Origin of the sequence: Rhodococcus sp. CX, from assembly GCF_015865005.1 — a bacterium.
Taxonomy (GTDB): domain Bacteria; phylum Actinomycetota; class Actinomycetes; order Mycobacteriales; family Mycobacteriaceae; genus Rhodococcus.
Genome location: NZ_JADZGH010000034.1, coordinates 1 through 24089, shown reverse-complemented (window position 1 = coordinate 24089; position 24089 = coordinate 1). Strand labels below are relative to the sequence as shown.

The 24089-nt window shown below is 67.9% G+C and carries 16 protein-coding genes and 2 pseudogenes; 16 read left to right on the top strand and 2 right to left on the bottom strand.

Annotated elements, in window-relative coordinates:
- The 13 genes and pseudogenes from I0Q12_RS31770 to I0Q12_RS02960 form a co-directional block, all read left to right on the top strand.
- Positions 1–243: pseudogene (locus tag I0Q12_RS31770) on the top strand (ABC transporter ATP-binding protein); the annotation flags it as partial.
- An 8-nt stretch (positions 244–251) separates the two neighbouring features.
- The gene (locus I0Q12_RS03015) at positions 252–1046 is read left to right on the top strand and encodes an ABC transporter permease (protein ID WP_197250540.1); all 795 of its coding nucleotides are present in this window, start codon (positions 252–254) and stop codon (positions 1044–1046) included.
- A gap of 4 nt (positions 1047–1050) precedes the next feature.
- The gene (locus tag I0Q12_RS03010; protein WP_197250539.1) at positions 1051–1911 is read left to right on the top strand and encodes an ABC transporter permease; all 861 of its coding nucleotides are present in this window, start codon (positions 1051–1053) and stop codon (positions 1909–1911) included.
- A complete protein-coding gene (locus I0Q12_RS03005; RefSeq protein WP_197250538.1) occupies positions 1908–3263 on the top strand; it encodes an MCE family protein in 1356 nt (451 codons plus the stop codon). Before I0Q12_RS03010 ends, I0Q12_RS03005 begins: the two co-directional genes overlap by 4 nt.
- Positions 3260–4339, top strand: a complete 1080-nt coding sequence (locus I0Q12_RS03000) for an MCE family protein (RefSeq protein ID WP_197250537.1) — start codon at positions 3260–3262, stop codon at positions 4337–4339. Before I0Q12_RS03005 ends, I0Q12_RS03000 begins: the two co-directional genes overlap by 4 nt.
- Complete coding sequence (locus tag I0Q12_RS02995) at positions 4336–5334, top strand: MCE family protein (protein WP_197250536.1); 999 nt, start codon at positions 4336–4338, stop codon at positions 5332–5334. Before I0Q12_RS03000 ends, I0Q12_RS02995 begins: the two co-directional genes overlap by 4 nt.
- Positions 5334–6596 carry an MCE family protein gene (locus I0Q12_RS02990; protein ID WP_197250535.1) on the top strand — a complete coding sequence of 421 codons (1263 nt, stop codon included), beginning with the start codon at positions 5334–5336 and terminating at the stop codon, positions 6594–6596. Before I0Q12_RS02995 ends, I0Q12_RS02990 begins: the two co-directional genes overlap by 1 nt.
- Positions 6597–6622: 26 nt before the next feature.
- A complete protein-coding gene (locus tag I0Q12_RS02985) occupies positions 6623–7891 on the top strand; it encodes an MCE family protein (protein WP_197250534.1) in 1269 nt (422 codons plus the stop codon).
- Positions 7888–9135 carry an MCE family protein gene (locus I0Q12_RS02980; protein WP_197250533.1) on the top strand — a complete coding sequence of 416 codons (1248 nt, stop codon included), beginning with the start codon at positions 7888–7890 and terminating at the stop codon, positions 9133–9135. The genes I0Q12_RS02985 and I0Q12_RS02980 overlap by 4 nt, the downstream gene beginning before the upstream one ends.
- A gap of 66 nt (positions 9136–9201) precedes the next feature.
- Complete coding sequence (locus I0Q12_RS02975) at positions 9202–9825, top strand: hypothetical protein (RefSeq protein WP_197250592.1); 624 nt, start codon at positions 9202–9204, stop codon at positions 9823–9825.
- A gap of 39 nt (positions 9826–9864) precedes the next feature.
- Positions 9865–10761, top strand: coding sequence for a hypothetical protein (locus I0Q12_RS02970; RefSeq protein WP_197250532.1), 897 nt, complete (start codon positions 9865–9867; stop codon positions 10759–10761).
- A gap of 363 nt (positions 10762–11124) precedes the next feature.
- Positions 11125–14631, top strand: coding sequence for a DNA-directed RNA polymerase subunit beta (locus I0Q12_RS02965; RefSeq protein ID WP_197250531.1), 3507 nt, complete (start codon positions 11125–11127; stop codon positions 14629–14631).
- Between the two features lie 129 nt (positions 14632–14760).
- Positions 14761–18732, top strand: coding sequence for a DNA-directed RNA polymerase subunit beta' (locus tag I0Q12_RS02960; protein WP_197250530.1), 3972 nt, complete (start codon positions 14761–14763; stop codon positions 18730–18732).
- A 123-nt stretch (positions 18733–18855) separates the two neighbouring features.
- Here the strand turns inward: I0Q12_RS02960 and I0Q12_RS02955 are convergent.
- A pseudogene (locus I0Q12_RS02955) lies at positions 18856–19309 on the bottom strand (histidine phosphatase family protein).
- Positions 19306–20172, bottom strand: coding sequence for an acyl-[acyl-carrier-protein] thioesterase (locus I0Q12_RS02950; RefSeq protein ID WP_197250529.1), 867 nt, complete (start codon positions 20170–20172; stop codon positions 19306–19308). The pseudogene I0Q12_RS02955 and the gene I0Q12_RS02950 overlap by 4 nt, the downstream one beginning before the upstream one ends.
- Before the next feature lie 167 nt (positions 20173–20339).
- On the opposite strand from I0Q12_RS02950, the gene I0Q12_RS02945 reads away from it, so the two are divergent.
- The 3 genes from I0Q12_RS02945 to I0Q12_RS02935 all read left to right on the top strand — a co-directional run.
- Positions 20340–22022 carry an FAD-dependent oxidoreductase gene (locus I0Q12_RS02945; protein WP_197250528.1) on the top strand — a complete coding sequence of 561 codons (1683 nt, stop codon included), beginning with the start codon at positions 20340–20342 and terminating at the stop codon, positions 22020–22022.
- Between the two features lie 213 nt (positions 22023–22235).
- Positions 22236–23759, top strand: coding sequence for a DHA2 family efflux MFS transporter permease subunit (locus I0Q12_RS02940; RefSeq protein ID WP_197250527.1), 1524 nt, complete (start codon positions 22236–22238; stop codon positions 23757–23759).
- 113 nt (positions 23760–23872) lie between these two features.
- Positions 23873–24089, top strand: a 217-nt coding sequence (locus I0Q12_RS02935; RefSeq protein WP_197250526.1) for a hypothetical protein, incomplete at its 3' end; no start/stop codon positions are given.

The window sequence follows — 24089 nt, the reverse complement described above, 5'->3', positions numbered from 1 at the left end:
CAGATGCAGGCCACGCCGGGCATGCCCGAACGCAAGGCCGTGGCGCGCCGTCACGAGCGGGTGCGGCAGATCCTGCACACCCTCCCGGAGAGCGCTCAGGCCGCCATCCTCGAGAGCTACGACCAGGAAGAAGCCGCGCACGTCGCGGCAGCGGTACCCGCAGGCTACGACGGCCGTGACGACGACACGCAGGTGATCCCCGTCTATCGCGAGGAATTCGATCAGCAGTACGGCCAGAAGTAGGAGACCAGATGGGGGTCGGCAGTAGTTCGCTGGTGCGTCCGGTACACGGTGCACTCACTCAAGCCGGGAACATCGTCGAACTGTTCGTCGACGTCGTGCGGAACACCTTCCGTCGCCCGTTCCAGTTCCGGGAGTTCATCGAGCAGGCGTGGTTCATCGCGAGCGTCACGATCCTGCCGACCGCCCTGGTCGCCATTCCGTTCGGGGCCGTCGTGTCCCTTCAGACCGGCTCGCTCATCAAGCAGCTCGGTGCCGAATCGTTCACCGGTGCCGCCAGCGTGCTCGCGGTGATCCAGCAGGGCAGTCCGATCGTGACCGCCCTGCTGATCGCCGGCGCGGCCGGATCCGCCGTCACCGCCGACCTCGGGTCGCGCACGATCCGCGAGGAGATCGACGCCATGAGGGTGCTGGGCATCGATCCGGTCCAGCGGCTCGTCGTCCCGCGTGTCCTGGCGATGATCCTGGTGGCGCTGCTGCTCAACGGACTCGTCTCGGTCGTCGGCATCGCCGGCGGCTACTTCTTCAACGTCATCCTGCAGGGCGGCACCCCGGGTGCGTATCTGGCGTCGTTCTCGGCGCTCGCCCAGTTGCCCGACCTGTACGTCGCCGAACTCAAGGCGGCCGTCTTCGGTCTCATCGCCGGAGTCGTCGCCGCCTACAAGGGCCTGAATCCCGGGGCCGGCCCGAAGGGCGTCGGTGAAGCCGTGAACCAGACCGTCGTCATCACGTTCCTGCTGCTGTTCTTCGCGAACCTGATCCTGACGATGGTGTACCTGCAGATCGTGCCTGCGAAGGGATCCTGAAGCGATGACGATTGCAAAGGGCCGCGGAGATCTCTTCCTGCTCCGGGGCAGGAGGGTGCTGCGCGCACCGTTGAACGTCCTGGATCGCGCAGGCGACCAGATGTCGTTCTATGCGCGGGCGGTCGCGTGGACTCCGAAGACGATCACGCACTACCGCAAGGAGGTGCTGCGGCTGCTTGCCGAGGTCACCTTCGGCAGCGGTGCGCTCGCCGTCATCGGCGGCACCATCGGCGTCATCGCGATGATGTCCGGCTTCACCGGCGTCGTCGTCGGCCTGCAGGGTTACGCCGCGCTCGAACAGCTCGGATCGTCGGTGCTGACCGGCTTCCTGTCGGCCTACGTCAACACCCGTGAGCTCGCGCCGGTCGTGGCCGCGCTCGCGTTGTCCGCGACCGTCGGGTGCGGCTTCACCGCGCAGCTGGGCGCCATGCGCATCAGCGAGGAGATCGATGCGCTCGAGGTGATGGCGGTGCCGTCGGTGCCGTTCCTGGTCACCTCCCGCATGATCGCCGGATTCGTCGCCGTCATCCCGCTGTACATCATCGGCCTGCTCGCCGCGTATCTCGCGACACGCGTGATCAGCACGTTGTTCAACGGTCAGTCGTCCGGCTCGTACGACCACTACTTCTATCTGTTCCTGCCACCGGAGGACGTGCTCTATTCGTTCGCGAAGGTGCTGATCTTCGCGTTCGTGCTGATCCTCATCCACTGCTACTACGGCTTCCACGCCAGCGGTGGCCCAGCGGGTGTGGGTGTCGCGGTCGGCCGGGCGGTCCGCACCGCCATCGTCACCATCGCCGTTCTCGACTTCTTCCTCAGCCTCGCGATCTGGGGCACGACGACGACGGTGAGGGTCGCCGGATGATCGAGACACCCTCGACGCTCCGCCGCCGCGTGCTGGGACTGGTGTTCTTCCTGGTCCTGGCGTTGTTCCTGGCCGGCACCATCGCGATGTACAACAAGGCCTTCAAGAAGGTCGTCGAGGTCGACCTGCTGACCGACAGCGTGGGCAACGCGCTGCCGCACAATGCCGACGTCAAGGTCCGCGGCATGATCGTCGGCGAGGTGCGGTCGACGTCGGTCGAGGACGGTCAGGTCACCGCGCACCTGGCGATCGACCCGGACAAGGCGGAACTGATTCCGGCCAATTCGACGGCCCAGCTGTTGCCGAAGACGCTGTTCGGTGAGCGTTACGTCGCCCTGCTGCTGCCCGAGGACCCGGCCCGTCCGCTCGCCGCCGGCGACGTCCTGGTGCAGGACAAGAGCGCGCGGACCGTCGAACTCGGTGAAGTTCTCGACGGGGTCCTCCCGCTCCTGCAGGCCATCCCGCCGGAGGACCTGGCGAGCACGCTCGGTGCGCTCGCGCAGGGCCTCAGCGGTCGCGGCGAGACCCTGGGACGCACGGTCGAGCATCTCGAGCAGATCTTCCGCGAGGTCGGAGTCGAACTGCCGGCCCTGCAGGAGGACCTGCGCGGACTCGCGGACTTCTCGCAGACCTACGCGGAGGCGGCACCGGACCTGGTGAACGCGTTCAACAACCTGCGCACCACCGGAAACACCGTGGTCGAGCAGGAGAACCAGATCGCGACCCTGCTGGTCTCCGCGACCGGTGCATCGTCCGACACCGCCGGACTGCTGGAGACCAACGCGGCGTCGATCATCAGCATTTCCGCGGACTCGAAGGAGGCGTTGCAGCTGCTGGCCCGGTACTCGCCGTCGTTCCCGTGCATGCTGAAGGGTTTCGCCGATGCCGCCCCGGCCGCCGCGGGTGTGCTCGCGGTGGACGATCCCTTCCCCGGTGTGCGCGCAAGCGTCCAGTTCACGAATCCGAAGGGCCGCTACCTGCCGAACCAGGACGAACCGCGGCTGCTCGACGACCGGGGACCGGCCTGCTACGACAACGTCACCGCGCCCGGCCGGAAGTTCCCGCAGTACCCGGGCGGCTCGATCAACGACGGCTCCTACCAGGTGCCGTCCCGCAACCCCGGGCCCGAGACGATCCCGTTCTTCCCGGCCCCCGAGGGTTCCGGGGTTCCGGACGACGTCGGCGTGATCATCGGCACCGTTCCGGTGTCCTACACGGGCTCGGCGGCCGAACAGGAAACGCTCGACGTGATCTACGGGGCCGCGACCGGTCTCGAACCCGGTGACGTGCCGCGGTGGACCACCCGGCTCGGCGCGCCGGCGATGCGGGGAACGGAGGTGAGCTTCGAATGAGGGGACTGGCAGCACCTCTGATCAAACTGATCGTCTTCGCGGTCGTCACGGTCGTCGCGACGGGCATCCTCGCCGCGACCATCGCCAGCCTCGGCGGCGGTGGCGGCGAGAAGTACCACGCGATCTTCTCCGACGTCACCTCGCTCAACAAAGGTGACGAGATCCGCATCGCGGGCGTCCGGGTCGGGCAGGTGGAGGACATCTCGATCGTCGACGAGCGCAACGCCGAAGTGACGTTCACCGTCGAGGACCGCGACTACCTGCCCGCATCCACCACCGCGACGATCCGGTACCGCAACCTCGTCGGCCAGCGGTACATCGCGCTCGGGCAGGGCGAGGGCGCACAGGGACAGAAGCTGAATCCGGGCGAGACGATCCCGCTCGAGCGGACCAAGCCCGCGGTGAACCTCACCACGCTGTTCAACGGTTTCCGGCCCCTGTTCCAGACCCTGTCGGCGGAGGACGTCAACAAGCTGTCGTACCAGATCGTCCAGGTGTTCCAGGGCGAATCGGGAACCGTCGACGACCTGGTGCGCAGCACCGCGTCGCTGACCAACACGATCGCCGACAAGGACGCGGTCATCGGCGCGGTCATCGACAACCTCAACACGGTGCTGACCACCGTCAACGAGCGGGACGACGAGCTCGATGCGCTGCTCGTGAACACCCAGGCGCTGGTCAGCGGCCTGGCCGCGGATCGTGAGACGGTCGGATCCGCGGTGCAGTCCCTCGCCGGTCTGACGGACGCGGTCGCCGACGTGCTCGAACCGACCCGTCCGGCGATCACACAGTCGATCACCGCGGTGAACCAGCTCGCCGGCACCCTGAACGCCAACAGCGGCGCCGTCGACCAGGTTCTGGAGACGCTGCCCGTCAAGCTCGAGAAGCTCGGCCGGGTCGCGAGTTACGGCTCGTGGTTCCAGTTCTATCTGTGCGGCATCGACATCATCGCCGGTCCGGGCTCGGTCCCGTATCTGAATCTGCCCACCGGGCTGCCCACGGTGAACCAGCCGATCTACACCAATGCCGCGAAACGGTGCACGCAGGACGGAATGCAGGAGTTGCAGGGACGATGAGTAGACGTCGCAGTCCGGCAGCGGCCGGTGCCCTGGGCATTCTGGTGGTCCTGCTGGCCACGCTGTCCGCGTTCTTCCTGGACTCGCTGCCGATCATCGGCGCCGGCGCCACCTACAAGGCCGAGTTCAGTGAAGCGGCAGGCCTCAAGCCCACCAACGAGGTGCGCATCGCCGGCGTCAAGGTCGGCCAGGTCACCGCGGTCGAGCTCGAGGGCGACCGCGTCGTCGTCGAGTTCAACGTCAAGGACGCGTGGATCGGCGACGACACGTCGGCCTCGATCCAGATCAAGACGATCCTCGGCCAGAAGTACCTCGCGCTCGATCCGCGCGGAACCGAGGTGCTGAATCCGTCGGACGTGATTCCGCTCGAGCGCACGGTGGCGCCGTACGACGTGATCGAGGCGTTCTCGTCCGCAGCGACCACCCTCGGTGACATCGACTCCGAACAGCTCGCCGCCGGATTCGCTGCCCTGTCCGATGCGTTCTCCGAGACACCCGACGACGTGCGGGCCGCGCTCGACGGGGTGAGCCGGATCTCGGAGACGATCGCGAGCCGCGACCAGGAGCTGAAGAAACTGCTCGACGCGACCGCGCAGACCTCGCAGATCCTCGCCGACCGCAATGTCGAGTTCAACCGGCTCATCAGCGACGGTGCGCTGCTGGTCGCGGAGCTCAACAACCGCCGGGAGGCGATTTCGCAGCTGCTCGACGGCACGCAGCGGATGTCGACCGAGCTGAGCGGTCTCGTCCAGGAGAACGAGGAGCAGTTCGGTCCCGCACTCGAACAGCTCCGCGGTGTCGTGCAGATCCTGCAGGACAACAACGACAATCTCGATCGTGCCTTCGAGCTGTACGAACCCTTCGTGCGCCTGTACACGAACGTCGTCGGCAACGGCCGCTGGTTCGACCAGGTCGTCGTGAACCTCACCCCGCCGGGGCTGCCGGACATTCCGGGCTACCGGGAGCCGGGCCGCACGCTGGAAGGGGGTAACTGATGGCGCACGCCGAGAACGGGGACGACTCCACGCGCGGGAACGGACGCACGGCAGTGCTCGTCGCGCTCGCCGCGGCACTGGTGGCAGCGCTCGTCGCCGGCGGCTGGTACGCCTACCAACGTGTCGGCACGACCGAGATCACCGCGTACTTCGACAAGGCCGTAGGCATCTACGAAGGCTCCGACGTCCGGGTGCTGGGTGTCGAGGTCGGCAAGGTCCTGTCGGTCGAGCCGCAGGGCGATCTCGTGCAGGTCCGTATGCGCGTGAACCGCGGGGTGGACATCCCGGCCGACGCGCGGGCCGCGCAGATCACGCCGTCGGTCGTCGCCGACCGGTACGTGCAGCTCGCTCCCGCCTATACGGGCGGCGAGACGATGCAGAGCGGCGCGGTGATCCCGCGTGAACGCACGGCCACGCCCGTCGAGGTCGACGAGCTCTACGCCACCATCGACGAGCTGTCGCGCGCGCTGGGACCGGAGGGCGCGAACAAGGAAGGCGCGCTGTCGCAGTTCGTCGAGGTCGGCGCGGAGAACCTCGCCGGCAACGGGGAAGCGCTCGGCCGCAGTATCGATCAGCTGTCCGCGGCGACCCGCACCCTGAACTCCTCGCGTGACGACCTGTTCGGCACCGTCGAGAACCTGCAGGTGTTCGTGAGCGCTCTCGCCGCGAACGACGAGCAGGTACGGGTCTTCAACAGCCAGCTCGCCGAGCTGTCCGGATTCCTCGCGGGGGAGCGGGAGGATCTCGGTCAGGCCCTGAACCAGCTGTCGGTGACGCTGGGCGACGTCGCGACGTTCGTGCAGGACAACCAGGCGATCCTGAAGGACAACGTCGACGCGCTCGTGCCGATCACGCAGACGCTCGCGGATCGCCGGGATTCGCTGGTCAACTCGCTGACCCTGCTGCCGCTGGCGGTGAGCAACCTCGTCAACTCGTACGACGCGGAGGCCGGGGCATTGTCGTCGCGACTCGTGCTTACCGACCTCCAGGATCCGAACGCCGCCGTGTGCAAGCTGATCGACCTCGGAAAGCTGGTGCCGGGCGACGAACGCTTCGAACGGCTCGGACGACAGATGCAGCCGCTCATCGACCGATGCGGCGACATCATGGCGCAGGTGACCGCGGACCAGAGGTCGCCGGATCTGATCCTGCCGTTCGGCATCCTGAGCGGCGAGAACATCCAGCGGCAGGTGGTTCCGGGCACGGTGCCCGGCGTCGAATCGCCGCGACTGCAGCTCGGCGGAGAGGGGGGTGATCGGTGAGGCACTCGAAATCGGGGATCCCCTCGGTGGGGTCGGGACGTGCGGTCGCCCTCGCCGCGGGGCTGTGTGTCGTGGCGGTGACGGTGTCGGGCTGCGGCGGGGTTTCCGATATTCCGCTGCCCGGTGGCCCGGACGTCGGAAGTGACCCGATGCACCTGACCATCGCGTTCGAGGACGTGCTGGACCTCGTGCCGCAGTCCGCGGTGAAGGTGGACGGTGTGCCGGTCGGTCGCGTCGAATCGATCTCCGTCGCCCCGGACGGCTGGACGGCGGATGTGGACGTCGTGGTGCAGTCCTCGGTGGATCTGCCGGCGAATGCGCTCGCGGAGGTCGAGCAGACCAGCATCCTCGGCGAGAAGTTCGTCCAGCTGAGCTCGCCCCCGACGGACCCGTCGACGCAGAGGCTGGCCGACGGCGATTCGATCCCCGTCGAGCGGACCCGCGCCGCGACCGAGATCGAACCGGTGCTGGGCGCGCTGTCGCTGCTGCTCAACGGCGGCGGTGTGGGACAGCTCGCGCCGGTGGTCAAGGAACTGTCGACTGCGTTCGACGGGCGCGAGGGAACCACGCGCAGTCTGCTCGAACAGGCGGATCTGCTGATCGCCGGACTCGAACAGCAGAAGAACGACATCACGCGTGCGCTGGACGGGCTGGACACGCTGAGCACGAACGTGGCCGCGCAGACCGACCGGATCGCCGGGATTCTCGACGAGCTTCCGGTCGCGACGGAGGTCCTCGAGCAGCAACGCCCGCAGCTCGTCGAACTGCTCACGCAGCTCGATCGGCTCGGCACGGTCGGAACCGATGTGCTCGAACAGTCGAAGGACGATCTGATCGCCGACCTGCTGGCGCTGCGCCCGACTCTGCAGCAACTCGCGATCTCCGGAGACGACCTGGTCGAGGCGTTGCCGTTCATCCCGACCGTGCCGTTCCCGGACGGGGTGGAGAAGATCGCGCTCGGCAGTTCGGTGAACCTGTTCCTCATCGTCGATCTGCAGATCGGGGACGCGCTCGCGGCCCTCGGTGTCGGACAGGGCGAGCCGGTCTACCGGGAGCCCAAGTTCGGTAACCCCAAGCCGCTGCTCGATCCGTCCAACCCGTACGTCGACGGCAACGGTCCGCGGCCGGGATGGCCGACGGTGTCGCTCCTGCCGATCCTGCCGACGCCCACCTTGCCCGAGACGGTCGCGGTGCCGGGTCTCCCGGCGGGTGTCGCCGTCCCCGGGGACGCGGCCGCGCCGCCCAATCCCCTGGAGGGCCTGATGAACCAGCTCGGACTCGGGGGTGGCCGATGAGATCGCGCCTGGTCAAAGCGCAGCTCGCGGTGTTCGTGGTGATCGCGCTGCTCGGTGTGCTGTTCGTCGGCGCCCGGTACGTCCGTCTCGACAACCTGTTGGGCTTCGGGCAGTACACGGTGAACGCGCAGTTCGCGACGTCCGGTGGTGTCTTCAAGAACGCGGAGGTCACCTACCGTGGTGTCCCGGTCGGGCGGGTCGGTGAACTGTCGCTCACCGAGGACGGCCTCAACGTCGAGCTGAAACTCGACAACGGCGGCCCGGACATCCCGGCGTCGGCACGCGCGGTCGTGGCGAACCGCTCCGCGATCGGTGAGCAGTACGTCGACCTGCGGCCCGACACCGACGAAGGCCCGTTCCTGGTGGACGGGTCGGTCATCGAACAGGACCGGACCGCCGTTCCGATCCCGGTGGAGGACCTGCTGGTGAGCACGAACGACCTGGTGCGATCGGTCCCGGTGGACGACTTGCACACCCTCATCACGGAACTCGGCGACGCGTTCGACGGCCGCGGTGACGATCTGCAGGTGCTCGTCGACTCGCTGGCCGAGCTCAGCGCGGCCGGTGTGGACTACCTGCCGCAGACGGTCACTCTCGTCCGGGACAGCGAGACCGTGCTGAACACGCAGTCGGTGCAGTCGTCGGCGATTCAGCAGTTCAGTTCCGATCTGGACCTGGTCACGGCGCAATTGCGCGAAAGCGACCCGGACATCCGGCGTCTCATCGAGACGGGGCAGGCCGCCAGCGAGCAGTTGACCCAGCTGGTCGTGGAGAGCGGTCCGGGTCTGACGACCGATCTCACCAACCTGGCACTGCTCGGCGACAAGCTCGCGCCGCAGGCGATCGCGCTGCAGCCGCTCCTGGCGTTCCTGCCCGCGGTGGCCGGCAGCTCCGGGACGGTCGCACCGGGCGACGGCGCGGTCCGGCAGGGAATCGTCCTCGAGACGAACAACCCGCCGTCCTGCACGATCGGGTACGAGGGCACCTACGAGATCCTCGACGAGATGCACCGGCAGAACCCGAACTTCGACGACACCCAGCAGGACTTCCCGTTCAACACGAACGCGTCGTGCGAAGTGCCGCAGGGCAGCGTCACCGGCGTGCGCAGCGCCAACCGGATCGTGTTCGCCGACCCGCTGACCCTCCAGCCGTGGGACTTCATCCCGAAGAAGGACCCGGACAAGTTGAACCTGAACCCGATCGCGACGCAGCTGGCACCGCTGCTCGGGGTCACCCCGAAGTGAAGTGAGTAGGTTGTTGGAGTGAGCGAGGAGACCACAACCCGACCGGCAGGCGACAGGTTCCGCAAGGTGGGGCTCGCGGTCGTCGGCGTCGTCGCGCTGGTCGCGCTGGCGGCCGCGATCTGGTTCGGTGTCGGCTGGGGGCGGGCGTTGTTCGTCGAGCGGCCCACGGCCGACGCGAGGGACGCGGCGCTGTCCGGTGCGATGCAGGCGGCGATCAATCTGAACAGTGTCGACGCGGACGACGTCGACCGATCGCTCGACAACATGCGGTCGTCGATCACCGGTGAGGCGCTGGTGAACGATCTGAACGCCACCGAACAGCAGATCCGCGACCAGGTCGCGGCCACCGGCACCGGGATGGCGGCCGATGTTCTGTTCGGGTCGCTGACGGAGCTGAACACCGACGACGACACCGCGCGTGCGCTCGTGGTGTTGTCGGTGACCACGACGACGCCCACGAACTTCGTGAAGAACAAGGTGTCGGTCGAGGTCGCCGTTCGCAAGGACGGGGACATCTGGAAGGCGGAGACAATCCAGCCGCTGGGTTCGGTGGAGCTCGAGTCCGGTGCGAATCCGGGGGCCGCTCCGGCTCCCGCGGAACCGGCCGCGCCGCCCGCCGGAACGCCCCTGCCCGAAACGCCGCTGCCCGCCGAGCCGACGGCCCCGGCCGGACCGGCGCCCGGGCAGTAGGGAACCGACGGTGACCGAGCAATTCGAGGAGTGTGTGTAGTGCCGCCGCAACGACGCAATCCGGGAACCGGCGGGCCGCGCCGGCGTCCGAAGATCGCCGGAACCGGCCGCGCGCAGGGCCCTGCCGGCGCCGCCCGGCCGACGGCTCCGACTGCGCGGCCGGCGGCTCCGGGGCAGGACGCGAGCGCGCCGAAGCCCGAGGTCGGGGAATCGGTCGTCGGAGCCGGCACGCCCGAGGGCGCGGCGGTGGAGCTGTCCAAGAAGCCCGAGCCGGAGACCACAGACGAGGCCGTCGAGACCCCTGAGTCTGCCGAGGCCACCGAGTCTGCCGAGAGTACTGAGGCTGCCGAGAGCACCGGGACTGCCGAGGCTGCCGCCGTGCCCGCCGAGCCGGAGCCCGGCCGGGAGGTTGCTCCGGAGGATGCCGCCGGGACGGAGCCCACGGCACAGTCCGGCACGCGTCCGCTGCTGCTCCTCGGCGGCGCCGCGGTCGCCCTGGGTGTGTTCGCGGTGGTCGCCGCGTTCCAGCCCGGTGCGAAGGTCGAGAACCGGGCGTGGGTCGACACGGCCGCGACCGCGCAGGTCGAGCGGGCCGCCACCGAGGCCATCGAGACGATGCACGGCTACAACTACGAGACGATCGACGACAACTTCGCGGCGATCCGCAAGCTGCTGACGCCGGAGATGCAGGAACAGTTCGACCGGACCGCGGAGGTGACGAAGCAGGCCGCGGTGCAGACGCACACGGTCACGCAGGTCGACGTCACGCACATCGGGGTGTCCATGCTCGACGATTCGCGTGCGGAGGTGGCGGCATACATCAACGTCAGCGCGACGGGCGACGGGATCGCCCAGGGCAGCGCGGCGGCGCCGCTGCGGGTGCGGATGGAGCGGATCGACGGCCGCTGGCTGGTCTCGGAACTGACCGACAGCTGACCCCGGTCGGGGGCTGTTTCGCTGCGGTCGGCGCGGTCCCGGCGAAACGATCTCTTGACGCGGAGAGCGGTAGCGGTCACTCTATCGGTACGCCCGCGCGAACTCGCGAGAAAGTCCGAGTTCCGGAGAGGGGCTTGCTTCAGGCACCCCTGTTGGACATCTGCCGTTTTTCGGTGTAGGTTAGGACTTTGCGCTGGCTGCCTCCTGTCCAAACCTCGTTCGCAAAGCCGGAAGTGCCCCCTCGTGGGGTGCCCGCCGCCGGTCTTCGTGATGGGGCTGTCGTTCGGGTTGTGACCAGCCGAAACGCCCCACTGAAGAAGCAGGTACAGCGGCGGTCGCACCGGTTGGAGCGGCCCGCGTGAGGTGCTGGAAGGACGCATCTTGGCAGTCTCTAGCCAGACCAAGGCAGTTGCCGGAATCCCCGGAGCCCCGAAGAGAGTCTCGTTCGCGAAGATTCGCGAGCCGCTCGAGGTCCCCGGGCTCCTCGATCTACAGACAGATTCCTTCGAATGGTTGATCGGCTCCGAGCGCTGGCGCGCGAAGGCTGCCGAACGTGGTGACGGGCCTGTTGTCGGCGGCCTCGAGGAGATCCTCGCAGAGCTCTCGCCGATCGAGGACTTCTCGGGTTCGATGTCCCTGTCCTTCTCCGACCCGCGCTTCGACGAGGTCAAGGCCTCCGTCGAGGAGTGCAAGGACAAGGACATGACGTACGCGGCTCCGCTGTTCGTCACGGCCGAGTTCATCAACAACAACACCGGCGAGATCAAGAGCCAGACGGTCTTCATGGGTGACTTCCCGATGATGACCGACAAGGGCACCTTCATCATCAACGGCACCGAGCGCGTCGTCGTGTCGCAGCTGGTGCGGTCCCCGGGCGTCTACTTCGACCGGAACGTCGACAAGAGCACCGAGAAGGACCTGCACAGCGTCAAGGTGATCCCGGGCCGCGGTGCGTGGCTCGAGTTCGACGTCGACAAGCGCGACACCGTCGGCGTCCGCATCGACCGCAAGCGCCGCCAGCCGGTCACCGTGCTGCTCAAGGCGCTGGGCTGGACGAACGAGCAGATCGTCCAGCGCTTCGGTTTCTCCGAGATCATGATGTCCACGCTGGAGAAGGACAACACGGCCGGCACCGACGAGGCGCTGCTCGACATCTACCGCAAGCTGCGTCCGGGCGAGCCGCCGACCAAGGAGTCCGCGCAGACCCTGCTGGAGAACCTCTTCTTCAAGGACAAGCGCTACGACCTGGCGCGCGTGGGACGTTACAAGATCAACAAGAAGCTGGGCCTGAACAGCGGCCAGCCGATCGCGGCGTCCACCCTCACCGAGGAAGACATCGTCGCCACGATCGAGTACCTGGTGCGCCTGCACGCCGGTGAGACCGTGATGACCGCCCCCGACGGCGTCGAGGTCCCGGTCGAGGTCGACGACATCGACCACTTCGGCAACCGTCGTCTGCGCACGGTCGGCGAGCTCATCCAGAACCAGATCCGTGTCGGCCTGTCCCGCATGGAGCGCGTGGTGCGCGAGCGTATGACCACGCAGGACGTCGAGGCGATCACGCCGCAGACGCTGATCAACATCCGTCCCGTCGTGGCCGCGATCAAGGAGTTCTTCGGAACCTCCCAGCTGTCGCAGTTCATGGACCAGAACAACCCGCTCTCGGGCCTGACCCACAAGCGCCGCCTGTCCGCGCTGGGCCCCGGCGGTCTGTCCCGTGAGCGCGCCGGCCTCGAGGTCCGCGACGTCCACTCGTCGCACTACGGCCGCATGTGCCCGATCGAGACCCCGGAAGGCCCGAACATCGGCCTGATCGGCTCGCTGTCGGTGTACGCGCGGGTCAACCCGTTCGGTTTCATCGAGACCCCGTACCGCAAGGTCGAGAACGGCGTCGTCACCGACGAGGTCGTCTACCTGACCGCCGACGAGGAGGACCGCCACGTCGTGGCGCAGGCCAACTCGCCGATCGGTCCCGACGGCCGGTTCACCGAGGATCGCGTCCTCGTCCGTAAGAAGGGCGGCGAGATCGAGTACATCCCGGCCGCCGAAGTCGACTTCATGGACGTTTCGCCGCGTCAGATGGTGTCGGTCGCGACCGCGATGATCCCGTTCCTCGAGCACGACGACGCCAACCGTGCCCTCATGGGTGCGAACATGCAGCGTCAGGCCGTGCCGCTGGTGCGCAGCGAGGCTCCGGTCGTCGGTACCGGCATGGAACTGCGTGCCGCCGTCGACGCCGGCGACGTCATCGTCACCGAGAAGACCGGTGTGGTCGAGGAGGTGTCCGCCGACTTCATCACCGTGATGGCCGACGACGGCACCCGCAAGACCTACCGTCTGCGCAAGTTCGACCGTTCCAACCAGGGCACCTGCTCGAACCAGCGTCCGATCGTGGACGAGGGTCAGCGCGTCGAGGCCGGCCAGGTCCTCGCCGACGGTCCCTGCACCCAGAACGGTGAGATGGCGCTCGGCAAGAACCTGCTCGTGGCGATCATGCCGTGGGAAGGCCACAACTACGAGGACGCGATCATCCTGTCGCAGCGCCTCGTGGAGGAGGACGTGCTCACCTCGATCCACATCGAGGAGCACGAGATCGACGCCCGCGACACCAAGCTCGGTGCCGAGGAGATCACCCGCGACATCCCGAACGTCTCGGACGAGGTCCTCGCCGACCTGGACGAGCGCGGCATCGTCCGCATCGGTGCCGAGGTCCGCGACGGCGACATCCTCGTCGGCAAGGTCACCCCGAAGGGTGAGACCGAGCTGACCCCCGAGGAGCGGCTGCTGCGCGCGATCTTCGGCGAGAAGGCCCGCGAGGTCCGCGACACGTCGCTGAAGGTGCCCCACGGCGAGACCGGCAAGGTCATCGGCGTGCGCGTGTTCTCCCGCGAGGACGACGACGATCTGCCTCCGGGCGTCAACGAGCTCGTCCGCGTGTACGTGGCGCAGAAGCGCAAGATCCAGGACGGCGACAAGCTCGCCGGCCGCCACGGCAACAAGGGCGTCATCGGCAAGATCCTCCCGCAGGAGGACATGCCGTTCCTGCCCGACGGCACCCCGGTCGACATCATCCTCAACACCCACGGTGTTCCGCGTCGTATGAACATCGGCCAGATCCTCGAGACGCATCTCGGCTGGATCGGCAAGGCCGGCTGGAACATTCAGGTCGCGGAGGACGGCAGCCGTCCCGAGTGGGCGCAGAACCTGTCCGACGAGATGCTGTCGGCGGAGCCGAACACCAACATCGCGACCCCGGTGTTCGACGGTGCGCGCGAGGACGAGCTCAGCGGTCTGCTGGCCTCGACCCTGCCGAACCGCGACGGTGAGGTCATGGTCGGTGAGGACGGCAAGGCGACGCTGTTCGACGGTCGTTCCGGCGAGCCGTTCCCGTACCCGGTGTCGGTCGGCTACATGTACATCATCAAGCTGCACCACCTCGTCGACGACAAGATCCACGCTCGTTCGACCGGTCCGTACTCGATGATCACCCAGCAGCCGCTCGGCGGTAAGGCCCAGTTCGGTGGCCAGCGCTTCGGTGAGATGGAGTGCTGGGCCATGCAGGCCTACGGTGCGGCGTACACGCTGCAGGAGCTCCTCACCATCAAGTCGGACGACGTCGTCGGCCGCGTGAAGGTGTACGAGGCGATCGTCAAGGGCGAGAACATCCCGGAGCCGGGTATCCCCGAGTCCTTCAAGGTTCTCCTGAAGGAGCTCCAGTCGCTCTGCCTGAACGTCGAGGTGCTCTCGAGCGACGGCGCGGCCATCGCGATGGCCGACGGCGACGACGAGGACCTGGAGCGGGCAGCGGCCAACCTGGGCATCAACCTTTCCCGCAACGAGTCGGCCACGGTCGACGACCTCGCGAACTAGGAAGCCGACCCCGGAGGAGGCGCGTATGGACGGCAACGACGACGCCGCATCCTTCGCGCCTCCCCGGGGGCCCGGCAGCGATAGCGACAACTAGCAGCAACACAACCCGCACAGGGGAAAGGAAGTTACGTGCTCGACGTCAACTTCTTCGATGAACTCCGCATCGGCCTGGCCACCGCAGAGGACATCCGCAACTGGTCGTACGGCGAGGTCAAGAAGCCGGAGACCATCAACTACCGCACGCTCAAGCCCGAGAAGGACGGACTCTTCTGCGAGAAGATCTTCGGCCCCACCCGGGACTGGGAGTGCTACTGCGGTAAGTACAAGCGCGTCCGCTTCAAGGGCATCATCTGCGAGCGCTGCGGCGTCGAGGTGACCCGCGCGAAGGTCCGCCGCGAGCGGATGGGCCACATCGAACTGGCCGCACCCGTCACCCACATCTGGTACTTCAAGGGCGTGCCGAGCCGCCTCGGCTACCTCCTCGACCTGGCGCCGAAGGATCTCGAGAAGATCATCTACTTCGCCGCCTACGTCATCACCTCGGTCGACGACGAGCTCCGCCACAACGAGCTCTCGACCCTCGAGGCCGAGATGGAGGTCGAGAAGAAGACCGTCGCCGACCAGCGCGACGCCGACCTCGAGGCCCGCGCGCAGAAGCTCGAGGCCGACCTGGCCGAGCTGGAGGCCGAGGGCGCCAAGTCCGACGTCCGCCGCAAGGTCAAGGACGGTGGCGAGCGCGAGATGCGTCAGCTCCGCGACCGCGCCCAGCGCGAGCTGGACCGTCTCGACGAGATCTGGAACACCTTCACCAAGCTGGCTCCGAAGCAGCTCATCGTCGACGAGCTGATCTACCGCGAGCTGCAGGATCGCTACGGTGAGTACTTCACCGGCGCGATGGGTGCCGAGGCCATCCAGAAGCTCATCGAGACCTTCGACATCGACGCCGAGGCCGAGCAGCTGCGCGAGATCATCCGCAGCGGCAAGGGCCAGAAGAAGCTGCGTGCGCTGAAGCGACTGAAGGTCGTCGCGGCGTTCCAGCAGTCCGGCAACTCGCCGATGGGCATGGTTCTCGACGCCGTTCCGGTGATCCCGCCGGAGCTGCGCCCGATGGTTCAGCTCGACGGTGGCCGCTTCGCGACCTCCGACCTGAACGACCTGTACCGCCGTGTCATCAACCGCAACAACCGCCTCAAGCGACTGATCGACCTCGGCGCGCCCGAGATCATCGTCAACAACGAGAAGCGGATGCTGCAGGAGTCCGTCGACGCGCTGTTCGACAACGGCCGTCGCGGCCGGCCGGTGACCGGTCCGGGCAACCGCCCGCTCAAGTCGCTGTCCGATCTGCTCAAGGGCAAGCAGGGTCGTTTCCGTCAGAACCTGCTCGGCAAGCGTGTCGACTACTCGGGCCGTTCGGTCATCGTCGTCGGCCCGCAGCTCAAGCTGCACCAGTGCGGTCTGCCGAAGCTGATGGCGCTCGAGCTGTTCAAGCCGTTCGTGATGAAGCGTCTGGTCGACCTGAACCACGCGCAGAACATCAAGTCCGCCAAGCGCATGGTCGAGCGTCAGCGCCCGCAGGTGTGGGACGTCCTCGAAGAGGTCATCAACGAGCACCCGGTGCTGCTGAACCGTGCACCGACGCTGCACCGCCTCGGCATCCAGGCGTTCGAGCCGCAGCTCGTCGAGGGCAAGGCGATCCAGCTGCACCCGCTCGTGTGTGAGGCCTTCAACGCCGACTTCGACGGTGACCAGATGGCCGTGCACCTGCCGCTGTCCGCGGAGGCACAGGCCGAGGCCCGCATCCTGATGCTGTCCTCGAACAACATCCTGTCGCCGGCATCGGGTCGTCCGCTCGCCATGCCGCGTCTGGACATGGTCACGGGTCTGTTCCACCTGACCCGTCTCGTCGAGGACGCCGTCGGCGCGTACGCCCCGGCCACCGCCGATCAGCCGGAGCAGGGCGTGTACTCGTCCCCGGCCGAGGCCATCATGGCCGTCGACCGCGGTGCGCTGTCGGTGCAGGCCCCGATCAAGGTGCGTCTGACGCAGCAGCGTCCGCCGCGCGAGATCGAGAACGAGCTGTTCCCCGAGGGCTGGCGGTACGGCGACGCGTGGACCGCGCACACGACCCTCGGTCGCGTGCTGTTCAACGAGCTGCTGCCCGTCAACTACGGCTTCGTCAACGACATCATGCCGAAGAAGCGTCAGGCCGCGATCATCAACGATCTCGCCGAGCGCTACCCGATGATCGTCGTCGCGCAGACCGTCGACAAGCTCAAGGACGCCGGCTTCTACTGGGCGACCCGTTCGGGTGTGACCGTCTCGATGGCGGACGTGCTCGTTCCGCCGGAGAAGAAGGAGATCCTCGAGCGGTACGAGGCGCAGGCCGACCAGCTCGAGCGCAAGTTCGCGCGTGGTGCTCTCTCCAAGGAGGAGCGTCGCGACTCGCTGGTGAAGCTGTGGCAGGAAGCGACCGAAGAGGTCGGTCAGGCCATGGAGGCGCACTACCCGGACGACAACCCGATCCCGACGATCGTCAAGTCCGGTGCTGCGGGCAACATGACCCAGATCCGCTCGCTCGCGGGCATGAAGGGTCTGGTGACGAACCCGAAGGGCGAGTTCATCCCGCGTCCGATCAAGTCCTCGTTCCGTGAGGGCCTGACCGTTCTCGAGTACTTCATCAACACGCACGGTGCCCGTAAGGGTCTGGCCGATACCGCTCTGCGTACCGCCGACTCGGGTTACCTGACCCGTCGTCTGGTGGACGTCTCGCAGGACGTCATCGTTCGCGAGGTCGACTGCGGCACGCCGCGCGGCATCGAGATGACCATCGCGGAGCCGGAGCGCGACGCCGAGGGCAACGAGACCGGCAAGCTGGTCCGCGACGCCCACATCGAGACGAGCACGTACGCCCGTACGCTCGCCTCCGATGCGGTCGACGCGAACGGCAACGTGATCGTCGAGCGCGGTTCCGACCTGGGCGATCCGGCCATCGAGGCGCTGCTCGAGGCCGGTATCCAGAAGGTTCGCGTCCGTTCGGTGCTGACCTGCGACACCGGCACCGGTGTCTGCGCCACCTGCTACGGCCGCTCGATGGCGACCGGCAAGCTCGTCGACATCGGCGAGGCCGTCGGTATCGTCGCCGCGCAGTCGATCGGTGAGCCGGGTACGCAGCTGACGATGCGTACCTTCCACCAGGGTGGCGTCGGTGAGGACATCACCGGCGGTCTGCCGCGAGTCCAGGAGCTGTTCGAGGCCCGCGTCCCGAAGGGCAAGGCCCCGATCGCCGACGTCTCCGGCCGCATCCGGCTCGAGGACGACGACCGCTTCTACAAGATCACGATCGTGCCGGACGACGGTGGCGACGAGGTCGTGTACGACAAGCTGTCGAAGCGTCAGCGCCTGCACGTCATCCGCAAGGCGAACGGCACCGAGGGTGTTCTCGCCGACGGTGACTACGTGGAGGTCGGTCAGCAGCTCCTCGAGGGTGCTGCCGATCCGCACGAGGTGCTGCGTGTGATGGGTCCCCGCCAGGTGCAGATCCACCTCGTCAACGAGGTCCAGGAGGTGTACCGGAGCCAGGGTGTGTCGATCCACGACAAGCACATCGAGGTCATCGTGCGCCAGATGCTGCGCCGCGTGACGATCATCGATTCGGGCGCGACGGAGTTCCTGCCCGGTTCGCTGGTCGAGCGGAGCGAGTTCGAGGCATCGAACCGCCGGGTCGTGGCCGAGGGCGGCGAGCCCGCTGCCGGTCGCCCCGTGCTCATGGGTATCACGAAGGCGTCGCTGGCCACCGATTCGTGGCTGTCGGCGGCGTCGTTCCAGGAGACCACTCGCGTGCTGACCGACGCGGCGATCAATTGCCGCTCGGACAAGCTGATCGGTCTCAAGGAGAACGTGATCATCGGTAAGCTGATCCCGGCCGGCACCGGCATCAACCGGTACCGGAACATCCAGGTCCAGCCGACCGAGGAGGCCCGTGCGGCCGCGTACGCCATCCCGGCCTACGACGACCAGTACTACTCGCCGGAGGGCTTCGGCCAGAACACCGGCGCCGCGGTCCCGCTCGACGACTACGGTTACTCGAGCGACTACCGGTAGGCAACTACCGTAGACACGCAGGTCCCGCCCCTTTCTCTTCGGGGGCGGGACCTTCGTGTATGCGCGTGCGTGTCTCGGTGTGTCTTTCTGGCGGCCCCGACCGCCGGAAAGACACACGAGCTGCTACCTGGGTATATGGAAGTCCGTGAGCTCGGCGCGGCCGGCCTCGAGTTCGTGCCAGGCTCCGCGGACCGTCAGCACCACGACGGCGGAGGTGGGGAACTTCTCGGCCAGCTGGTGGGCCGCCTCGCTCTCGTGATCGGGAGCGAGCAACAGTGCCGTCCGCGACAGCGTCGGCCACGGTGCGGACGGCGTCGATGAGGATGTCCGGGGACGTCTCGTACAGATCGTCCCGGAAGTCGACCGGCGCCTCGATCGCCGCTTCGGCCAGCGTCTTGCGGGTACGCACCGCGGTGGAGCACAGCACCGCGTCGATCGGCGGCTGGTGTGCCCGGAGCCACCGGCCGGCGAGCCCGGCTTCACGTCGTCCGCGCGGGGCCAAGGGGCGCTCGTGGTCGGCGACGCCTTCCGGGTACGCGGACTTGCCGTGTCGCAGCAGGATGAGGGTGCGCGTCATGCGTCCCACCGTAGGTGCTTCGACCCGTCGCCGGACGGAGTGGCGATGCCAGATTTGCCGGGTGTCGGCACCTTCGTGACCGTCGCCCGCGCGACCCTGGCGACGGCCCGGACCTCGTCGCCGACGGTGAACCACAGGGAGAGCGCGTCGTCCTCGTGGCGGGTGCGGATGGTCAGCTCGTCGCCGGCGACGACGGGCCGCAGGTGTTCGACCACCGCCCGGTACGGGCCGTCCTGCAGGTCGCTGCGCTCGGCGAGGTGTTCCTCGACGCCGTGCCAGTAGGTCGCGTTGTTGACGTGGTCGAACGGGTCGATGTCGGTGACACGCAGCGGAAACGGCGCGGCGTGGTCGGTGCCGTCGGCGTCGGGGGAGAGCCACGCGCGCCACCGGAGCCGGGTGTCGTGGGCGTGCCGCGCCATGCGCTCGAACAGGGGATCGCTGATGCGGGTGGGGGCGCCGCTGGTCGGGCTGATGTCGATCCAGAATCCCGCGGTGTCGATCAGGGCTCCTTCGCCGTCGGGTTCGATCTCGTCCATCCGCACCCGGATGTTGGCCCATCGCGTGGACAGTGCGTCGCACCACCGGCGCAGCCGCAGGTGTTGCGGGTACCGCGCGGGACGGTGCACGTCGATGACGGTGCGCCGGACGATCCAGAGGGGATCGGTGCCGGTCGCGTCGAGGGCGGCAAGGTTGTCGGTGCCGATGTCCTGGAGGTAGCGGGCGATGCCGTCGAGCCGTAGCCGCTGGTGGTTGTCGACGTCGCCGGTGCGGACGGTGCGTTCCGTGGTGTAGGGCGACGCGTCCGCGGGTAGATCGCTCAGCGGTTGTGTCGCCGACGGTGTGGCAGTCGTGTCGGTCCCCATCCGCAGCCCCCTTGCGTTCGTGGATCGCCCGATTCTCGCAGGAGCGGACGTCGTGCGCAGTGTGTCTTGCGGTGTTCGCGGCGCGGCGACTACAGTCGCATTTAACTGTTACGCAGTGTCACATGAAATGCGGCGGCCCGGCCGCCCCGCTCCCGAGGACCCAGACCATGGCCTACGTGATCACCCAGACGTGCTGCAACGACGCGAGCTGCGTGGCCGTCTGCCCGGTCAACTGCATCCACCCGACCCCCGAGGAACGGGAATTCGCGACCGCCGAGATGCTGCACATCGACCCACAGACCTGCATCGACTGCGGTGCCTGCGCAGACGCGTGCCCGGTCGAGGCGATCTTCCCCGAGGACACCCTGACCCCGGAGCAGGCCCGGTTCGCCGAACTGAACGCCGCCTACTACACCGCGCACCCGACGCCCGACGGCTGGCTTCCGCTCACACCCACCCCGGCGCCGCCCCGCGATCGCGGCACGTTGCGGGTTGCGATCGTCGGTGCGGGGCCCGCCGCCTGCTATGCAGCGCAGGAGCTGCTCGAACGCTCCGACGTCGAGGTCGAGATGTTCGACCGGCTGCCGACTCCTTTCGGCCTCGTCCGCGCCGGCGTCGCACCGGATCATCCCGGCACCAAGACGGTCACCGAGTCGTTCGAGCGGTCGTTCCGGCGCGACGCGTTCGGACTGCACCTCGACGTCGAGATCGGCCGCGACCTCACCCACGCAGATCTGCTCGCCCACCACCACGCCGTGATCTACGCCGTCGGTGCCTCCGCCGACCGCCACCTCGGCATCCCCGGCGAGGACCTTCCCGGTAGCCACGCCGCCACCGAATTCGTCGGGTGGTACAACGGGCACCCCGACTACGCGGACCGCACCTTCGACCTCAGCGGAACCACCGTGGTGATCGTCGGCAACGGCAACGTGGCACTCGACGTCGCCCGGATCCTCACGACGGACGTCGACGAGCTGGCCCGCACCGACATCGCCGATCACGCGCTTGAGGCCCTGCGCCGCAGCAACATCCGGGAGGTCGTGCTGCTGGGCCGGCGTGGTCCGGCCCAGGCGGCCTACAGCAACCCAGAGTTCCTGGCGCTGCGCGATCTGCACGGCGTCGATGTCGTCGTCGACGAGTCCGAGCTGGAACTCGATCCGGTCAGCGCACGGCTCGCCGCCGCCGATCCCGCCGTCGAGCTGCGCATGCGTCTCGCGCGCGAGTACGCGCAGACCCGGCCGATCCACTGGCGCAAGCGCATCGTCTTCCGGTACCTGACCTCGCCCACCGAACTGCTCGGCGACGACCGCCTCACCGGTGTCCGGCTCGTACGCAACGAGCTGATCGAAGGGGAGAAACGCACGCTCGTGGCCCGGCCCACCGGCGACCACGAGGATCTGCCTGCGCAGCTGGTGCTGCGGTCGATCGGGTACCGGGGCGTGCCGGTGCCCGGCGTGCCGTTCGACGAGCGTCGCGGCGTCGTCCCGAACACCGGCGGCCGCGTCGAGAACGGCGTGTACGTCACCGGATGGATCAAACGTGGCCCGAGCGGGGTCATCGGCACCAACAAGGCCTGTGCGAAGGAGACGGTCGCGGCACTGCTCGCAGACTTCGACGCCGGCCGGTTGACCGCACCGGCCGCGGGACGTCGCGAGCTGACGCGCCTGCTCGCCTCGCGCCGCCCGAACCGGGTGGATCTGCGGGGCTGGCAAGCGATCGACGAGGCCGAGCGCGCCGCCGGCCGGGCGCAGGGCCGCCCGCGGGTCAAGATCACCGATCGCGCCCGGCTCGTCGAGATCGGCGCCCGCCGCGGACCCGCCCGGCTGTTCCGTCGCCTGGTCCCGATGTGACGTAGGTCGCCCAGGGACCGTTTTGGGGCCGCCTGACCAGCGGAAATGCCGAGCCACGAAAATTAAGTCACTTGGGGTGCGTCGGCGGAACTCGTTACGATCGCGGAACATCGGCACCGCGACTTCGCTGATGAGTCATCACGCGCTTCTCCGACGTCGTCCTCGGCGCGGGTGGGCGTGCACTGTGCCACCTGCGACCCAGGAGAAACACCCATGACACCCCCATCCGAGGGTTCCAACGTCGCCGCGTCCGACGGCAAACTCGACGCTGCCGTACTGAAGATCGCCTCCGTGGTGGTCCTCGGTGCCATCATGTCCATCCTCGACGTCACCGTGGTGTCCGTCGCTCTGCCGACGTTCATGCAGGAGTTCCAGGCCAGCTACGCCACCGTGGCCTGGACGATGACCGGTTACACGCTGGCGCTGGCCAGCGTCATCCCGCTGACCGGCTGGGCGGCCGACCGGTTCGGCTCGAAGCGGCTGTACCTGACCGCGCTCGTGCTGTTCGTCGCGGGCTCCGTGCTGTGCAGCATGGCGTGGGACATCACCTCGCTCATCGCGTTCCGCGTGCTGCAGGGCCTCGGCGGCGGCATGCTCATGCCGCTCGGCATGACGATCATGACCCGTGCCGCCGGCCCGCACCGCGTCGGCCGCGTCATGGCAGTGCTCGGTATCCCAATGCTGCTCGGCCCCATCGGCGGCCCCATCCTCGGCGGCTGGCTGATCGAGTCCGCGAGCTGGCACTGGATCTTCCTCATCAACCTGCCGATCGGCATCGTCGCGCTGATCACCGCATTCGTCGTGCTGCCCAAGGACGAGCCCAGCGAATCCGAGTCGTTCGACTTCGTCGGCATGCTGCTGCTGTCGCCGGGTCTGGCGCTGTTCCTGTTCGGCGTCTCGTCGATTCCCGAGGTCGGGACCGTCGCGTCGCCGCGCGTGCTGATCAACGGCATCATCGGTGTGATCCTGATCGCGGCGTTCGTGTTCCACGCGCTGCGTGCGAAGAACCCGCTGGTGGATCTGCGCCTGTTCCGCAACCGTCAGCTCACCTTCGCGGTGCTCACCATGTCGGTGTTCGCCATCGGCTTCTTCGGCGCGGGTCTGCTGTTCCCCAGCTACTTCCTCCAGGTGCGGGGTGAGACCACGCTGTCGGCCGGTCTGCTGCTCGCCCCGCAGGGCATCGGCGCGATGCTCACGATGCCGATCGCCGGTCAGCTCGTGGACCGGATCGGCCCCGGCAAGATCGTCCTGGTCGGTCTGACCCTGATCGGCGTCGGCATGTCGGTGTTCACGCAGGTCGGCGTCGACACCTCGTACGTGCTGCTCCTCGGCGCCCTGTTCGTGATGGGTATGGGCATGGGCTGCACCATGATGCCGACGATGACCGCGGCGCTGCAGACCCTCACCGACCACAGCATCGCGCGGGGATCGACGCTGATGAACATCGTGCAGCAGGTCGCCGGTTCGGTCGGTACGGCCACGATGTCGGTGATCCTCACCAACCAGATGGCCGCTCCCGCCGGTGCCCCCGAGGGCGCCGCGACCCCCGACGCCGACATGGTCGCGCAGCTTCCGCCCGAGGTGCAGCAGTCGATCCTGTCCTCGCTCGCCGACGCATTCGGAACCACCTTCCTCGTCGCGACGTGCGTTATGGTGCTCGCACTGATCCCGGCCGCGTTCCTGCCGCGCACGCGTTCGGAGCACGCCGGCCAGGCAGCGCCGGTCGTCGTGCACTGACACCGCACATCCACACACCGCCGGGCGCGGGCAGTGACGCAGGTCGCTGCCCGCGCCCGGCGTCGTCGATAGGCTTTCCGGCGCACATCACGGCGATCGGAACGGAAACGCGAATGAAGACCGAACACCGCGACAGTGGTGCCGTCGGAGGAGCATCGGAGACACGAGCCACGACACCGACCACACTGCCGCGTCGAGCCCTGCTCGGCGGTGCCGGGGCCGTCGCGGCGACCGCGGCGCTCACCGCGTGCGGCGCCTCGGCCGGCGCGGGGGCCGAGGCGGGGGCTGCGGGCGGGGAACTCGTCGCGACGACGACCGCGCCCCCCGGAC

Coding starts and splice junctions, on each gene's coding strand:
- I0Q12_RS03015 (WP_197250540.1), top strand. CDS start 252: ATGGGGGTCGGCAGTAGTTCGCTGGTGCGTCCGGTACACGGTGCACTC.
- I0Q12_RS03010 (WP_197250539.1), top strand. CDS start 1,051: ATGACGATTGCAAAGGGCCGCGGAGATCTCTTCCTGCTCCGGGGCAGG.
- I0Q12_RS03005 (WP_197250538.1), top strand. CDS start 1,908: ATGATCGAGACACCCTCGACGCTCCGCCGCCGCGTGCTGGGACTGGTG.
- I0Q12_RS03000 (WP_197250537.1), top strand. CDS start 3,260: ATGAGGGGACTGGCAGCACCTCTGATCAAACTGATCGTCTTCGCGGTC.
- I0Q12_RS02995 (WP_197250536.1), top strand. CDS start 4,336: ATGAGTAGACGTCGCAGTCCGGCAGCGGCCGGTGCCCTGGGCATTCTG.
- I0Q12_RS02990 (WP_197250535.1), top strand. CDS start 5,334: ATGGCGCACGCCGAGAACGGGGACGACTCCACGCGCGGGAACGGACGC.
- I0Q12_RS02980 (WP_197250533.1), top strand. CDS start 7,888: ATGAGATCGCGCCTGGTCAAAGCGCAGCTCGCGGTGTTCGTGGTGATC.
- I0Q12_RS02950 (WP_197250529.1), bottom strand. CDS start 20,172: ATGGGGACCGACACGACTGCCACACCGTCGGCGACACAACCGCTGAGC.
- I0Q12_RS02945 (WP_197250528.1), top strand. CDS start 20,340: ATGGCCTACGTGATCACCCAGACGTGCTGCAACGACGCGAGCTGCGTG.
- I0Q12_RS02940 (WP_197250527.1), top strand. CDS start 22,236: ATGACACCCCCATCCGAGGGTTCCAACGTCGCCGCGTCCGACGGCAAA.